Consider the following 15317-nt stretch of genomic DNA (forward strand, 5'->3'; position numbering starts at 1 on the left):
GGATAAGGCGTTTACGCCGCATCCACCAATAAATAACAACTAACAGGGAGTAAAGGCGATGGGAATTAACGAAATCATCATGTACATCATGATGTTCTTTATGCTGATAGCTGCCGTAGACAGGATCCTGTCGCAGTTCGGTGGTTCTGCTCGTTTCCTCGGTAAGTTCGGTAAAAGTATCGAAGGATCCGGCGGTCAGTTTGAAGAAGGATTTATGGCAATGGGCGCGCTTGGCCTGGCAATGGTCGGTATGACCGCGCTGGCACCGGTACTGGCGCATGTACTTGGGCCGGTAATCATCCCCGTTTATGAAGTGCTCGGCGCAAACCCTTCCATGTTTGCCGGAACACTGCTGGCGTGTGATATGGGCGGCTTCTTCCTCGCCAAAGAGCTGGCGGGCGGTGACGTAGCAGCGTGGCTATACTCTGGGTTAATTCTCGGATCGATGATGGGGCCAACGATTGTGTTTTCCATTCCGGTGGCGCTCGGCATTATCGAACCCTCAGATCGTCGTTACCTGGCGCTCGGCGTGCTGGCGGGCATTGTGACTATTCCGATTGGCTGTATTGCCGGTGGCTTGGTGGCAATGTACTCCGGCGTACAGATCAACGGTCAGCCGGTGGAGTTCACCTTCGCGCTGATCCTGATGAACATGATCCCGGTACTTATCGTTGCGGTGCTGGTGGCGCTGGGGCTGAAGTTCATCCCGGAAAAAATGATCAACGGCTTCCAGATCTTCGCCAAATTTCTCGTTGCATTAATCACCCTCGGTCTTGCCGCTGCGGTGGTGAAATTCCTGCTTGGCTGGGAACTGATCCCCGGTCTTGATCCGATCTTTATGGCGCCTGGCGACAAACCTGGCGAAGTGATGCGCGCGATTGAAGTTATCGGCTCGATCTCCTGCGTCCTGCTTGGCGCGTATCCGATGGTACTGCTGCTGACCCGCTGGTTTGAAAAACCGCTGATGAGCGTCGGTAAAGTGCTGAATATGAACAATATCGCGGCAGCAGGCATGGTGGCGACGCTTGCCAACAATATCCCGATGTTCGGCATGATGAAGCAGATGGATACTCGCGGCAAAGTCATCAACTGCGCCTTCGCCGTTTCCGCAGCCTTCGCCCTGGGCGACCATTTAGGCTTCGCGGCTGCCAACATGAACGCCATGATCTTCCCGATGATTGTCGGCAAGTTGATTGGCGGCGTCACGGCGATTGGCGTGGCGATGATGCTGGTGCCAAAAGAAAACGCGGCAACGGCTAAAAACGCAGCGGAGGCGCAATCGTGAGCACTCGCCAGCTACTGAGCGTCGGTATCGATATCGGCACCACTACCACTCAGGTGATCTTCTCCCATCTGGAACTGGTTAACCGTGCGGCGGTGTCGCAGGTGCCGCGCTACGAATTTATCAAACGCGAAATTAGCTGGCAAAGCCCGGTGTTCTTTACCCCTGTCGATAAACAGGGCGGTTTAAAAGAAGCGGAACTGAAAACCTTAATCCTCGAGCAATATCAGGCTGCGGGCATCGCGCCGGAAAGCGTCGATTCCGGAGCCATCATCATCACCGGCGAAAGCGCGAAAACCCGCAACGCCCGTCCGGCGGTGATGACGCTCTCCCGGTCGCTGGGCGATTTTGTCGTCGCCAGCGCCGGACCGCATCTCGAATCGGTGATTGCAGGCCACGGTGCCGGGGCGCAAACCCTCTCTGAACAACGGCTGTGTCGGGTACTGAATATCGACATCGGCGGCGGCACCGCGAACTACGCCTTGTTCGAAGCTGGAAAAATCAGCGGGACTGCCTGCCTGAACGTTGGCGGTCGCCTGCTGGAAACCGACAGCCAGGGACGCGTGGTTTACGCCCATAAACCGGGGCAGATGATTGTGGATGAGTGCTTCGGCGCAGGCACCGACGCCCGTTCGCTGACTGGCGCGCAGCTGGTGCAGGTCACCCGGCGGATGGCAGAACTGATTGTCGAAGTGATTGACGGAACGCTCTCGCCGCTCGCGCAGGCATTGATGCAAACCGGTTTGCTGCCGGCAGGTGTTACGCCCGAAATCATTACGCTCTCCGGCGGAGTTGGCGAATGTTATCGCCACCAGCCCGCTGACCCGTTCTGTTTTGCCGATATTGGCCCGCTTCTGGCAACGGCGCTGCATGAGCATCCCCGCCTGCGTGAAATGAATGTGCAGTTTCCGGCGCAAACCGTGCGCGCCACGGTGATTGGCGCGGGCGCGCATACCCTTTCGCTCTCGGGCAGCACTATCTGGCTGGAGGGCGTACAACTGCCGCTGCGCAATCTGCCGGTGGCGATCCCCATTGATGAAACGGATCTGGTGAATGCCTGGCAACAGGCGCTGATTCAGCTTGATCTTTGCCCCAAAACTGACGCGTACGTGCTGGCGCTTCCCATCGGGCTTCCGGTGCGTTACGCCTCGGTACTGACGGTCATCAACGCGCTGGTCGATTTCGTCGCGCGTTTTCCGAATCCGCATCCCCTGCTGGTGGTAGCCGGGCAGGACTTTGGTAAAGCTCTGGGCATGTTGTTGCGCCCACAGCTACAACAACTCCCGTTGGCAGTCATTGACGAAGTGATTGTCCGCGCGGGGGACTATATCGACATTGGTACGCCTCTTTTTGGCGGATCGGTTGTGCCGGTGACGGTGAAATCACTCGCATTTCCTTCCTGAGGGAACGACTTATGAAACTAAAGACCACATTGTTCGGCAATGTATATCAGTTTAAGGATGTAAAAGAGGTGCTGGCTAAAGCCAACGAACTGCGTTCGGGGGATGTGCTGGCGGGCGTTGCTGCGGCAAGCTCGCAGGAGCGCGTGGCGGCAAAGCAGGTGTTGTCGGAAATGACGGTAGCGGATATCCGCAATAATCCGGTGATTTCTTATGAAGAGGACTGCGTCACGCGGCTGATTCAGGATGACGTTAACGAAACGGCCTACAACCAGATTAAAAACTGGAGTATCAGCGAGCTGCGCGAGTATGTGCTGAGCGACGAGACCAGCGTTGACGACATTGCTTTTACCCGCAAAGGGCTGACCTCGGAAGTGGTCGCAGCGGTTGCGAAGATTTGCTCCAACGCGGATCTGATCTACGGCGCGAAGAAAATGCCGGTGATCAAAAAGGCCAATACCACCATCGGTATCCCAGGCACTTTCAGCGCCCGTTTGCAGCCAAATGATACCCGTGACGATGTGCAAAGTATCGCCGCGCAAATCTACGAAGGGCTTTCCTTTGGGGTAGGCGATGCGGTGATTGGCGTCAACCCGGTGACGGACGACGTGGAAAACTTAAGCCGTGTGCTGGATACCATTTACGGTGTGATCGACAAATTCAATATTCCAACCCAGGGCTGCGTGCTGGCGCATGTCACCACCCAGATAGAAGCGATTCGTCGCGGCGCGCCGGGCGGGCTGATTTTCCAGAGTATTTGCGGCAGTGAAAAAGGGCTGAAAGAGTTTGGCGTGGAACTGGCGATGCTTGACGAAGCGCGCGCAGTGGGCGCGGAGTTCAACCGTATTGCTGGGGAAAACTGCCTCTACTTCGAAACCGGACAAGGTTCTGCGCTCTCCGCTGGCGCGAACTTCGGCGCAGACCAGGTGACGATGGAAGCGCGTAACTACGGGCTGGCGCGTCATTACGACCCCTTTATCGTCAACACCGTGGTCGGCTTTATTGGGCCAGAGTATCTCTACAACGACCGGCAGATTATTCGTGCGGGCTTAGAAGATCACTTTATGGGCAAGCTGAGCGGCATCTCTATGGGCTGTGACTGCTGCTACACCAACCACGCTGACGCTGACCAGAACCTCAACGAAAACCTGATGATCCTGCTTGCTACCGCAGGCTGCAACTACATCATGGGGATGCCGCTGGGCGATGACATCATGCTCAACTATCAGACCACCGCCTTCCATGACACCGCCACAGTGCGTCAGTTACTCAACCTGCGTCCGTCACCGGAGTTTGAACGCTGGCTGGAAAGCATGGGCATTATGGCAAACGGTCGCCTGACCAAACGGGCGGGCGATCCGTCACTGTTCTTCTGATGACGCGGAGATAACACATCATGGATCAAAAACAGATTGAAGAAATTGTACGCAGCGTGATGGCGTCAATGGGACAGGCGGATGCCGCGCCAGCGGAAACAAAATGCGCCACCACAACGTGCGCTGCGCCGGTGACCTCTGAAAGCTGCGCGCTGGATTTAGGTTCCGCTGAAGCGAAGGCATGGATTGGCGTGGAAAATCCGCATCGCGCAGACGTCCTGACGGAACTGCGCCGCAGCACCGTGGCTCGCGTCTGTACCGGTCGTGCCGGTCCGCGTCCGCGTACTCAGGCGCTGCTGCGTTTCCTGGCCGACCACTCGCGTTCGAAAGACACCGTCCTGAAAGAAGTGCCGGAAGAGTGGGTGAAAGCGCAGGGGCTGCTGGAAGTACGCTCTGAAATCAGCGACAAAAATCTCTACCTGACTCGCCCGGACATGGGGCGTCGTCTGTGTGCGGAAGCCGTTGAAGCCCTGAAAGCACAGTGCGTTGCTAATCCGGACGTACAGGTCGTTGTCTCCGATGGCCTGTCTACTGACGCGATCACCGTGAACTATGAAGAGATCCTGCCGCCGCTGATGGCGGGTCTGCAACATGCGGGACTGAAAGTCGGTACGCCGTTCTTTGTTCGTTATGGTCGCGTGAAGATTGAAGACCAGATTGGCGAACTTCTCGGCGCGAAAGTGGTGATTCTGCTGGTGGGCGAACGCCCGGGGTTAGGACAGTCGGAAAGTCTTTCCTGCTACGCCGTTTACTCACCGCGTATGGCGACCACCGTTGAGGCCGATCGCACCTGTATCTCTAACATTCACCAGGGCGGTACGCCGCCGGTTGAAGCCGCAGCCGTCATTGTGGATTTGGCGAAACGTATGCTGGAGCAGAAAGCATCCGGCATCAACATGACCCGATAAGGAGGCATCATGCCAGCTTTAGATTTGATTCGACCGTCGGTCACCGCCATGCGGGTGATAGCCTCCGTTAACGCTGATTTTGCGCGTGAACTGAAATTGCCGCCGCATATTCGTAGCCTCGGGCTGATTTCTGCTGATTCTGATGACGTAACTTACATTGCGGCTGACGAAGCGACCAAGCAGGCGATGGTCGAAGTGGTTTATGGCCGCTCGCTGTATGCCGGGGCGGCGCACGGGCCGTCACCGACTGCCGGTGAAGTGCTAATTATGCTCGGCGGGCCAAACCCAGCGGAAGTGCGTGCCGGTCTGGATGCGATGGTTGCGCATATTGAAAATGGCGCGGCGTTCCAGTGGGCGAACGATAAGCAAGATACGGCATTCCTCGCTCATGTGGTTTCGCGTACCGGCTCTTATCTCTCATCAACCGCCGGAATTACGCTCGGTGATCCGCTGGCGTATCTGGTGGCACCGCCGCTGGAAGCGACCTACGGCATTGATGCGGCGCTGAAATCTGCCGACGTGCAACTGGTGACCTATGTCCCGCCACCGTCAGAAACCAACTATTCAGCGGCATTTTTAACCGGTAGCCAGGCCGCGTGTAAAGCAGCCTGCAACGCCTTTACCGATGCCGTGCTGGAAATCGCGCGTAATCCAATCCAGCGTGCGTAACGGAGGTTGCCGATGATCAATGCACTGGGATTGCTGGAAGTGGACGGCATGGTCGCCGCGATAGATGCGGCAGATGCCATGCTGAAAGCGGCTAACGTGCGTCTGCTCAGTCACGAAGTGCTTGACCCTGGTCGCTTAACGCTGGTGGTGGAAGGTGATCTGGCGGCGTGTCGTGCGGCGCTGGACGCAGGTTGTGCCGCCGCGATGCGTACCGGGCGCGTCATCAGCCGTAAGGAAATCGGTCGGCCTGATGATGACACCCAGTGGCTGGTTACTGGCTTTAACCGCCAGCCGAAGCAACCTGACGCGTCCGCTATTGCCGAGGGATCTGCTGACGAGTTGTTGGCGCTGTTAACATCAGTACGTCAGGGAATGACGGCAGGAGAAGTGGCTGCCCACTTTGGCTGGCCGCTGGAAAAAGCCAGAAATGCGCTCGAACAGCTCTTTTCTGCCGGGACGTTGCGTAAACGCAGTAGTCGTTATCGTCTCAAGCCCCATTAACCTGTCGGAGGTGCCGGATGTCATACAACATCCGGCATTAACATCATGAAAAAGACCCGTACAGCCAATTTGCACCATCTTTATCATGAACCCTTACCCGAAAACCTGAAGCTCACGCCGAAGGTCGAAGTGGATAATGTTCATCAACGACAGACAACGGATGTCTATGAACATGCTTTAACGATTACCGCCTGGCAGCAGATTTACGATCAGCTCCATCCGGGCAAGTTTCATGGTGAATTTACGGAAATCCTGCTTGATGATATTCAGGTTTTCCGTGAATACACCGGTCTGGCGCTGCGTCAGTCGTGCCTGGTCTGGCCGAACTCTTTCTGGTTTGGCATTCCGGCGACGCGTGGCGAACAGGGATTTATCGGTTCGCAATGTCTGGGAAGCGCAGAAATTGCCACACGCCCTGGTGGCACTGAGTTTGAATTAAGTACGCCTGACGATTACACGATCCTTGGCGTGGTGCTTTCTGAAGATGTCATTACCCGGCAGGCTAACTTTTTGCATAATCCTGATCGGGTATTACATATGCTGCGTAGCCAGTCGGCGCTTGAAGTGAAAGAGCAGCATAAAGCCGCTCTGTGGGGTTTTGTCCAGCAGGCGCTGGCGACGTTTTGCGAGAATCCCGAGAATTTGCATCAGCCTGCGGTGCGTAAAGTGCTGGGGGATAATTTGCTTATGGCGATGGGGACGATGCTGGAAGAAGCGCAGCCAATGGTGACGGCGGAAAGCATTAGTCATCAGAGTTACCGCCGTTTGCTTTCCCGCGCCCGCGAATATGTGCTGGAAAACATGTCCGAACCGGTGACTGTGCTGGACTTGTGCAATCAACTGCATGTCAGTCGCCGCACGCTACAAAACGCGTTTCACGCTATTTTAGGCATCGGCCCGAACGCGTGGCTGAAACGCATTCGCCTGAACGCTGTGCGCCGCGAACTGATAAGCCCGTGGTCGCAAAGCACAACGGTAAAAGACGCCGCCATGCAGTGGGGATTCTGGCATCTGGGGCAATTTGCCACGGATTATCAGCAACTGTTTGCTGAGAAGCCGTCACTGACGCTGCATCAGCGGATGCAGGAGTTGGGGTGAGGAAATCATACCCAATCCCTGACCTTAATAAACTCGCTCAACGCCGCTTCCGCGCTGCCTTCTTCCGGTTGATAATCGTACTCCCAGCGTACCAGCGGCGGCATTGACATCAGGATTGATTCGGTGCGCCCGCCGGTTTGCAAGCCAAACAGCGTGCCGCGATCCCAGACCAGGTTGAATTCGACATAACGCCCGCGACGGTAGAGCTGGAAATTACGCTCGCGCTCGCCGTATTCCATCGCTTTACGTCGCTCAACAATAGGCAAGTATGCGTCGGTGTAGCCTTTGCCTACCGCCTGCATAAAGGCGAAACAGTGGTCGAAGTCTGGTGTGTTCAGATCATCAAAGAACAGCCCGCCAATGCCGCGCTGTTCGTTACGATGTTTGAGGTAGAAGTAATCGTCGCACCACTTTTTATAACGTGGATAAACGTCTTCACCAAATGGCAGGCACAGGTCGCGGGCGGTGCGGTGCCAGAGAATGGCGTCTTCTTCAAAGCCATAGAAGGGGGTTAAGTCGAAGCCACCGCCAAACCACCAGACAGGATCGGCGCCTGGTTTTTCGGCAATAAAAAAGCGCACATTCGCGTGGCTGGTGGGGACATACGGGTTATGCGGATGCACGACCAGCGAAACGCCCATCGCCTCAAAACTGCGCCCGGCAAGTTCCGGGCGATGAGCGGTGGCGGAAGCCGGCATCGCATCACCGTGGACGTGAGAAAAGTTAACGCCCGCCTGTTCGAAAACTCCACCATTACGCAACACCCGACTACGCCCGCCGCCACCAGCTTCGCGCTGCCAGCTATCTTCGACAAACTCTGTGCCATCGACGGCGCTTAGCTGCTGGCAAATTGTGTCCTGAAGGTTGAGCAGGAACTGTTTAACCTGGTGTGCGTCGGGCTTCATAACTTACCGCTTTTTCGAGTGTGCTTTCTGGTTGTCAAACCAGTGGAAATAACTGATCACGCCTTCGGCAATGGCAGAGGCAATTTTCTGACGAAACGCCGGCGTGCCTAACAGTCGCTCTTCTTCCGGGTTGGTGATAAACGAAGTTTCCACCAGCACTGAAGGAACCGACGGTGATTTCAACACCACAAACGCGGCTTGTTCAGTGTTGCGGCTGTGAAGTTTATGCACCGGCTTAATCTTCTTCAGGATATGCGAGCCAAGCGTCAGGCTGTTTTTAATGGTATCTGTTTGCACCAGATCAAACAGCACTTGTTGCAATAGATGATCCCTGTCAGTCGCTTTTTTCCCGGCAACTTCATCGGCGCGGTTTTCGCGTTCCGACAAATATTTTGCCATCGCACTACTTGCGCCACGGTTAGAGAGGGCAAAGACTGATGCACCAGCGGCTTTTGGGTTGGTAAAGCCGTCGGCGTGAATTGACATAAACAGATCCGCGCCATGTTTATGGGCGATTTCAACGCGATCGTACAGTGGGATAAACGTATCGCCAGAACGCGTTAAACGCGCATCAATGCCATGATTGCGCAAAATGGAACGGACGTTTTTAGCAATCGCCAGCACCACGTGTTTTTCTTTCGAACCGTTGCGACCGATCGCTCCGGTATCAATCCCGCCGTGGCCTGGATCGAGAACAACGACACGTTTGCCGCCAGCTTTTTTGGCTTTTGGCTTGCTATGTCCGTTACTGGTTTTTAAAGGTTCTTCTTTGGCGATGGCTTGCGACATTCCTGACAACGTCAGGGCAGCCAATCCGGCTTTCAGCACCTGGCGGCGCGAAGTGAGTGTTTTTAGTGGTTTAAAAGTGCTCATACGGCCTGAGTTGTAATAATAAAGTTCCAGATGTTATATCGTATCGCGTAATCCGTTACGACCGTTTGCTGTTGAGAATTGTTTTACTTTTCATTTCAATAGTTGACAACTCCCCATTATGCCACTTTTTCAACCGATTTTCGTCAGATATTGGCTAATTCAACCGTTCACGCCATAATCACCCTTTTAACCCGCAAAAAGGTAACGAATACCATGGAGATACGCGTATTTCGCCAGGAAGATTTCGAAGAGGTCATCACCCTTTGGGAGCGTTGCGACTTGCTGCGTCCGTGGAATGATCCGGAAATGGACATCGAGCGCAAGATGAACCATGACGTCAGTTTGTTTCTGGTCGCTGAGGTGAACGGTGAAGTGGTCGGAACGGTGATGGGGGGTTATGACGGGCATCGCGGATCTGCTTATTATCTTGGCGTGCATCCTGAGTTTCGCGGGCGTGGGATTGCCAATGCGCTGCTTAATCGGCTGGAGAAAAAGCTGATTGCTCGTGGTTGCCCGAAAATTCAGATCAACGTGCCGGAAGATAACGACATGGTGCTTGGGATGTATGAACGTCTGGGATATGAACACGCCGATGTGCTGAGTCTGGGTAAGCGTTTGATTGAAGATGAAGAGTACTGAGTTTCATCCTGTCCATTATGATGCGCACGGACGCCTGCGTTTACCTTTTCTCTTCTGGATTGTGCTTTTGCTACAGGCGCGAACCTGGGTACTGTTTGTGATTGCCGGTGCATCGCGCGAGCAGGGGACTGCGCTGCTGAATCTGTTTTATCCCGATCACGATAATTTCTGGCTGGGGTTGATTCCCGGCATTCCGGCGGTGCTGGCGTTTTTGCTGAGTGGTCGGCGGGCTACGTTTCCTCGCACCTGGCATGGGCTCTATTTTCTGTTGCTGTTAGCGCAAGTGGTTTTACTTTGCTGGCAACCGTGGCTGTGGCTGAACGGCGAATCGGTTAGCGGTATCGGTCTGGCGCTGGTAGTGGCGGATATTGTGGCGTTAATCTGGCTTTTGACCAATCGACGTTTACGCGCTTGTTTTAATGAAGAAAAAGAATAACGGCACTTTTTGGTGAATTTGCACTCCAAGCAACGTTATTGAATAACCAAAGGAAGTGACATGAAATCGCTGCGTTTATTGTTATGCGCTATGCCGTTGATGCTGACCGGCTGTTCCACCATGTCGTCAGTTAACTGGTCTGCCGCTAACCCGTGGAACTGGTTTGGGTCGTCCACCAAAGTGAGCGAGCAGGGGGTGGGTGAATTAACGGCGTCTACGCCGCTACAAGAACAAGCCATTGCCGATGCGCTTGATGGTGATTATCGCCTGCGCAGCGGAATGAAAACTGCGAACGGTAATGTTGTGCGCTTTTTCGAAGTGATGAAAGGCGACAACGTGGCGATGGTGATTAATGGCGATCAGGGCACAATCAGCCGCATTGATGTGCTTGATAGCGATATTCCTGCTGACACGGGTGTTAAAATCGGAACACCGTTTAGCGACCTTTACAGCAAAGCATTTGGCAATTGCCAAAAAGCCGACGGTGATGATAATCGTGCTGTGGAATGTAAAGCCGAAGGCAGCCAACATATTAGCTACCAGTTCAGCGGTGAGTGGAGTGGTCCTGAAGGGTTAATGCCTTCAGACGATACCCTGAAAAACTGGAAAGTCAGTAAAATTATCTGGCGGCGTTAATTTGCGTCTGAACAAACCGCCGCCGCAAAAAAACACGTAAGATAGCGCCCAACAATGCCACGGATTGCGTGGCATTCTTATTTTCAGGAGGAACAATGTCTCAGGTTCAGAGTGGCATTTTGCCAGAACATTGCCGCGCAGCGATTTGGATTGAAGCCAACGTTAAAGGGGAAGTTGATGCCCTGCGTGCGGCCAGTAAAACCTTTGCCGATAAACTGGCAACCTTTGAAGCAAAATTCCCGGATGCGCATCTCGGCGCGGTGGTTGCCTTTGGCAACAACACCTGGCGTGCTCTGAGCGGCGGCGTGGGTGCCGAAGAGCTGAAAGATTTTCCGGGTTACGGTAAAGGTCTTGCGCCAACGACCCAGTTTGATGTGTTGATCCACATTCTTTCTCTGCGTCATGACGTAAACTTCTCTGTCGCCCAGGCGGCGATGGAAGCCTTTGGTGACTGCATTGAAGTGAAAGAGGAGATCCACGGCTTCCGTTGGGTTGAGGAACGTGACCTGAGCGGCTTTGTTGACGGTACAGAAAACCCGGCGGGTGAAGAGACGCGTCGCGAAGTGGCGGTTATCAAAGACGGCGTGGATGCAGGCGGTAGTTACGTGTTTGTACAGCGTTGGGAACATAACCTGAAGCAGCTTAACCGTATGAGCGTTCATGATCAGGAGATGATGATCGGTCGTACTAAAGAAGCCAACGAAGAGATTGACGGCGACGAACGCCCGGAAACCTCGCACCTGACCCGCGTTGATCTGAAAGAAGACGGCAAAGGGCTGAAGATTGTTCGCCAGAGCTTGCCATACGGCACCGCCAGCGGTACGCACGGTCTGTACTTCTGCGCTTACTGCGCACGTCTGCACAACATTGAGCAGCAGCTGCTGAGCATGTTTGGCGATACCGATGGCAAACGTGACGCAATGTTACGTTTCACCAAACCGGTCACTGGCGGCTATTACTTCGCGCCGTCGCTGGACAAACTGATGGCGCTGTAAGTTTTACTCACGCACCTGTAGCGTCTTGCCGGAGCGGCGTAAATGCTTTATCCGGCTTGTATGATCGTTCAAATTCAATAAATTGCAGTTAACCTGCAGGCCCGATAAGCGTAGCGTATCGGGCTGTTTTGTTTCTAAGTTACGGCTTAGTCCAGATTGACGTTACGGCAGCCAAAGAGCGTGGTGAAAATGAACCCGCTAATCCATGCCACCAGGATCCCGCCAGCGTAAACCGCCATTGCCGGAAGGATACCTTGTGCCGAAGTCATCAGCGGCAACGCCACCAGGCCAGACGGCCCAAAGGCGCTGTTTAAACCCATCGGCAGACCCCACCATGCGACCAACCCGATAAACAATCCACCCGCCGCGCCGCCTAAACAAGCGGTAACAAACGGTTTCATGCGGGGCAGGGTTACACCGTAAATCAACGGTTCACCCACGCCCAGCAAACCAGGAATAATCGCCCCGCGCACCTGGCTGCGTAAGGCACTGTGCGGCTGCGCGCGCCAGTAAAGCGCCAGTGCCGCACCCACCTGACCCGCGCCTGCCATTGAAAGGATCGGGAATAGACTGTTGAAACCCTGGCTGTCCATTAAGGCAAGATAAACGGGAATAAAGCCCTGATGCACGCCAAACACCACGGCAATCAGGAACAGCCCGGCAAGTACAGCACAACCAAGTGGATTACTGTTCAGATGCATAAACAGCCAGGACATGCCTTCGAATAACCAGCCTCCCAGCGGCATAATCACCAGATATGCCAGCGTGGCGGTGATCAGCAGAGTGATTAACGAGGTTAGCAGCATGTCGAGATCGTCCGGCATAAATTGACGCACCATACCTTCAATGCGGGCGCAGACCCAGGCGGCAATCAGTACGCCGATAATATTGCCGCGCGGATCGATAGGCAGGCCGAAGAAATCGTGAAAACCAGCGTAGTAACCGGTGGTGGCTGCTGGGTTATAACCGAGCAGAAAGAGTGCGGCGATAATTGCGCCATTTACACCCGTGCCGCCGAAGGCCTGAGCGGCGTTATAGCCCACCAGAATCACCAGGAAGGTGAATAAGCCTTTGCTGAATACCTTCATAAAATTCAGTGCGTCGGGCAGCGTTCCCTGGGCATCTGCCGGAACGTGCATCACCGTAGCAATTAACGTCGCAATCCCCAGCAATAGACCGGCGGCAATAAATCCAGGAATTAGCGGCGTAAAGATAGTGGCGAATTTGGCGAGAAATTGCTGCACGCCAGAGGTTTGTCTGGCTTTTAACTGACGTTTGTTCTGGGCGGCGATTTCTGCGGCATCCTGCACAGGTGTTTCACCCAACAACTCGCTCATTGCTTTTGCGGCACGATGCGCTTTGCCCGACCCAAATACCACCTGTACTTGATCGCTGGTCAAAATGACACCCTTCACCCCTTCCAGCGTTTTGATATCAGGATCAACCAGTGAACTGTCATGTACACCGAGACGCAGACGCGTCATACAGTGACCACAACTGGCGATATTTCCCGCGCCGCCGACGCGGGTAAGAATGGTGTTCAGAAGCTCACTGCTGATCTCTTTAGCCATAGGTTATTCCTTTTCCAGAGCCTTACGAATAAAACCCCCATGCTGCGCCAGGCGTTTTTTCGCTTCTGCGGCATCGAGATTTTTCAAGACCATTACAATCGCTGTTTTGCAGTGGCGATCGCAGGCAATTAGCGCCGCTTCCGCCTGTTCCGCGCTACATCCGGTCGCGTTTTTGACAATATTGACCTGGCGCACGTGTAGTTTTTCGTTGGTGGCGACCACATCGACCATCAGGTTGCCGAACACTTTTCCTGACTTAATCATCAGCCCGGTGGAGAGCATGTTGAGCACTAGTTTCTGCGCCGTACCTGCTTTCATCCGCGAAGAACCGGTAACCACTTCAGCCCCGACGACTGGCGTAATAGCAAACTCTGCGGTTGTTGAAACAGCACTACCGGGATTACAGGAAATACCGACCGTGCGGCAGCCTAACTGGCGAGCGTATTCCAGCCCGGCAATCACATACGGCGTGCGACCACTGGCAGCAATACCGACAACCACATCCTGCGCCGTTAAAGCAATATTTTTCAGATCGTTGACGCCGCCTTCCCGGCTGTCTTCCGCGCCTTCCACCGCGTGCTGAATGGCATATTCGCCGCCAGCAATCAAACCAACCACCAGACCAGGTTTCACGCCGTAGGTTGGGGGGCACTCGCTGGCATCCAGAATCCCCAGCCGACCGGAAGTCCCGGCACCGAGATAAATCAGACGACCACCACCGCTCACCTGGGCGTGGATGACATCAATCGCCGCTGCGATATCCGGCAGTACTCGCTCAACGGCCAATGGAACGGTTTTATCTTCATCATTGATAATTCGGCACATTTCCAGCGTCGATACGCGGTCGATTTCAGCCGAGGCACTGTTCGAACCTTCAGTAATCATTTTTTCAAGTTGCATATACAATCACCTTAAATATTTGCCTTCGAATAATTTCATATGGAGTGAATCATATCTCCCTGCCTGATTATGTACAGCAGGGAATGCATACAATGACAGAGTTGTGGTTATGGGAGATTTTACTTAAGATTTTCCTGAATTTAGATCCACTCCTCAGCATTGATCTGTTATTCAGGTATGGTAGGGACAATAGAGCGTAATGCTCTGTATTCAAAAGGAGAAACTTGAAATGGGTAAACTCACGGGCAAGACAGCACTGATTACGGGCGCATCGCAAGGCATTGGTGAAGGAATTGCCAGAACCTTTGCGCGTCATGGCGCAAACCTAATCTTGCTGGATATCTCCCCTGAGATTGAAAAGCTGGCGGATGAGCTGTGTGGTCGTGGTCATCGCTGTACGGCGGTAATTGCTGATGTACGCGACCCGGCGTCAGTTACGGCAGCGATCAAGCGCGCGAAGGAAAAAGAAGGGCGCATTGATATTCTGGTGAATAACGCAGGTGTTTGCCGTCTGGGTAGTTTTCTTGAAATGAGCGATGACGATCGCGATTTCCATATTGATATCAATATTAAAGGCGTGTGGAACGTCACGAAAGCGGTGCTGCCGGAAATGATTGCCCGCAAAGATGGTCGCATTGTGATGATGTCTTCGGTCACCGGCGATATGGTGGCCGATCCGGGCGAAACGGCGTATGCCTTAACGAAAGCGGCGATTGTGGGGCTGACCAAATCGCTGGCAGTGGAGTACGCGCAGTCGGGGATTCGCGTTAACGCAATCTGCCCTGGATACGTTCGCACACCAATGGCGGAAAGCATTGCCCGCCAGTCAAATCCGCAAGATCCGGAATCGGTACTGACTGAAATGGCGAAAGCAATCCCGCTGCGTCGCCTCGCCGATCCGCTGGAAGTCGGTGAGCTGGCGGCCTTCCTCGCGTCGGATGAATCCAGCTATTTAACCGGTACACAGAATGTGATCGATGGTGGCAGCACACTGCCGGAGACGGTCAGCGTCGGCATCTGATTCACCTCTGTTTCCTCCCTGCATGTGTGGGGAGGATTTCGTCTTATTCCCTTTTCAACTTCCAAATCACCAAACGGTATATAAAACCGTTACTCCTTTCATGCCCG

General features: G+C 54.2%; 16 protein-coding genes. 12 read left to right on the plus strand and 4 right to left on the minus strand.

Features of this window, described 5'->3' with window-relative positions; translation table 11 throughout:
- Positions 1-58: 58 nt before the first annotated feature.
- The 7 genes from eutH to eutR are packed head-to-tail and all read left to right on the plus strand — an operon-like array spanning position 59 to position 7234.
- The gene (gene eutH, locus C3D30_RS07580; RefSeq protein WP_105286695.1) at positions 59-1285 is read left to right on the plus strand and encodes an ethanolamine utilization protein EutH; all 1227 of its coding nucleotides are present in this window, start codon (positions 59-61) and stop codon (positions 1283-1285) included.
- Positions 1282-2685, plus strand: a complete 1404-nt coding sequence (gene eutA / locus C3D30_RS07585; RefSeq protein ID WP_105286696.1) for an ethanolamine ammonia-lyase reactivating factor EutA — start codon at positions 1282-1284, stop codon at positions 2683-2685. The genes eutH and eutA overlap by 4 nt, the downstream gene beginning before the upstream one ends.
- Before the next feature lie 11 nt (positions 2686-2696).
- Positions 2697-4058, plus strand: coding sequence for an ethanolamine ammonia-lyase subunit alpha (eutB, locus tag C3D30_RS07590; RefSeq protein WP_000769998.1), 1362 nt, complete (start codon positions 2697-2699; stop codon positions 4056-4058).
- A gap of 20 nt (positions 4059-4078) precedes the next feature.
- A complete protein-coding gene (gene eutC, locus C3D30_RS07595) occupies positions 4079-4966 on the plus strand; it encodes an ethanolamine ammonia-lyase subunit beta (protein ID WP_000372334.1) in 888 nt (295 codons plus the stop codon).
- A gap of 9 nt (positions 4967-4975) precedes the next feature.
- Complete coding sequence (gene eutL / locus C3D30_RS07600; protein WP_001111028.1) at positions 4976-5635, plus strand: ethanolamine utilization microcompartment protein EutL; 660 nt, start codon at positions 4976-4978, stop codon at positions 5633-5635.
- Positions 5636-5647: 12 nt separating this feature from the next.
- A complete protein-coding gene (eutK, locus tag C3D30_RS07605; RefSeq protein WP_010350327.1) occupies positions 5648-6136 on the plus strand; it encodes an ethanolamine utilization microcompartment protein EutK in 489 nt (162 codons plus the stop codon).
- Positions 6137-6181: 45 nt separating this feature from the next.
- Entirely contained in the window at positions 6182-7234 is a 1053-nt protein-coding gene (gene eutR, locus C3D30_RS07610) for an HTH-type transcriptional regulator EutR (protein WP_105286697.1), read from the plus strand.
- Positions 7235-7239: 5 nt separating this feature from the next.
- Here eutR and hemF read toward each other — a convergent pair whose 3' ends face one another.
- The gene (hemF, locus tag C3D30_RS07615) at positions 7240-8139 is read right to left on the minus strand and encodes an oxygen-dependent coproporphyrinogen oxidase (protein ID WP_105286698.1); all 900 of its coding nucleotides are present in this window, start codon (positions 8137-8139) and stop codon (positions 7240-7242) included.
- Between the two features lie 3 nt (positions 8140-8142).
- A complete protein-coding gene (gene amiA, locus C3D30_RS07620; RefSeq protein ID WP_000102903.1) occupies positions 8143-9012 on the minus strand; it encodes an N-acetylmuramoyl-L-alanine amidase AmiA in 870 nt (289 codons plus the stop codon).
- A 213-nt stretch (positions 9013-9225) separates the two neighbouring features.
- Here amiA and C3D30_RS07625 point away from each other — a divergent pair, with 213 nt between their 5' ends.
- The 4 genes from C3D30_RS07625 (at position 9226) to yfeX (ending at position 11718) form a co-directional block, all read left to right on the plus strand.
- Positions 9226-9651: a GNAT family acetyltransferase gene (locus C3D30_RS07625; protein WP_000406000.1), complete on the plus strand. Its 426-nt coding sequence runs from the start codon at positions 9226-9228 to the stop codon at positions 9649-9651.
- Complete coding sequence (locus C3D30_RS07630) at positions 9638-10087, plus strand: DUF2919 domain-containing protein (protein ID WP_024212565.1); 450 nt, start codon at positions 9638-9640, stop codon at positions 10085-10087. The genes C3D30_RS07625 and C3D30_RS07630 overlap by 14 nt, the downstream gene beginning before the upstream one ends.
- Positions 10088-10147: 60 nt before the next feature.
- Positions 10148-10723 carry an RpoE-regulated lipoprotein gene (locus C3D30_RS07635; RefSeq protein WP_000838931.1) on the plus strand — a complete coding sequence of 192 codons (576 nt, stop codon included), beginning with the start codon at positions 10148-10150 and terminating at the stop codon, positions 10721-10723.
- A 95-nt stretch (positions 10724-10818) separates the two neighbouring features.
- Positions 10819-11718, plus strand: a complete 900-nt coding sequence (yfeX, locus tag C3D30_RS07640) for a porphyrinogen peroxidase (protein ID WP_000084590.1) — start codon at positions 10819-10821, stop codon at positions 11716-11718.
- A 146-nt stretch (positions 11719-11864) separates the two neighbouring features.
- Here yfeX and murP read toward each other — a convergent pair whose 3' ends face one another.
- Together murP and murQ are read right to left on the minus strand one after the other, a co-directional pair.
- On the minus strand, positions 11865-13289 hold the full coding sequence (gene murP / locus C3D30_RS07645; RefSeq protein WP_001040440.1) for a PTS N-acetylmuramic acid transporter subunit IIBC: 1425 nt from the start codon (positions 13287-13289) through the stop codon (positions 11865-11867).
- A gap of 3 nt (positions 13290-13292) precedes the next feature.
- Positions 13293-14189, minus strand: coding sequence for an N-acetylmuramic acid 6-phosphate etherase (gene murQ, locus C3D30_RS07650; RefSeq protein ID WP_001175639.1), 897 nt, complete (start codon positions 14187-14189; stop codon positions 13293-13295).
- Between the two features lie 229 nt (positions 14190-14418).
- On the opposite strand from murQ, the gene ucpA reads away from it, so the two are divergent.
- Positions 14419-15210, plus strand: a complete 792-nt coding sequence (gene ucpA / locus C3D30_RS07655; RefSeq protein WP_000517454.1) for an SDR family oxidoreductase UcpA — start codon at positions 14419-14421, stop codon at positions 15208-15210.
- Positions 15211-15317: the final 107 nt, after the last annotated feature.

This window comes from Escherichia sp. MOD1-EC5433, from assembly GCF_002966005.1.
GTDB lineage: Bacteria > Pseudomonadota > Gammaproteobacteria > Enterobacterales > Enterobacteriaceae > Escherichia > Escherichia ruysiae.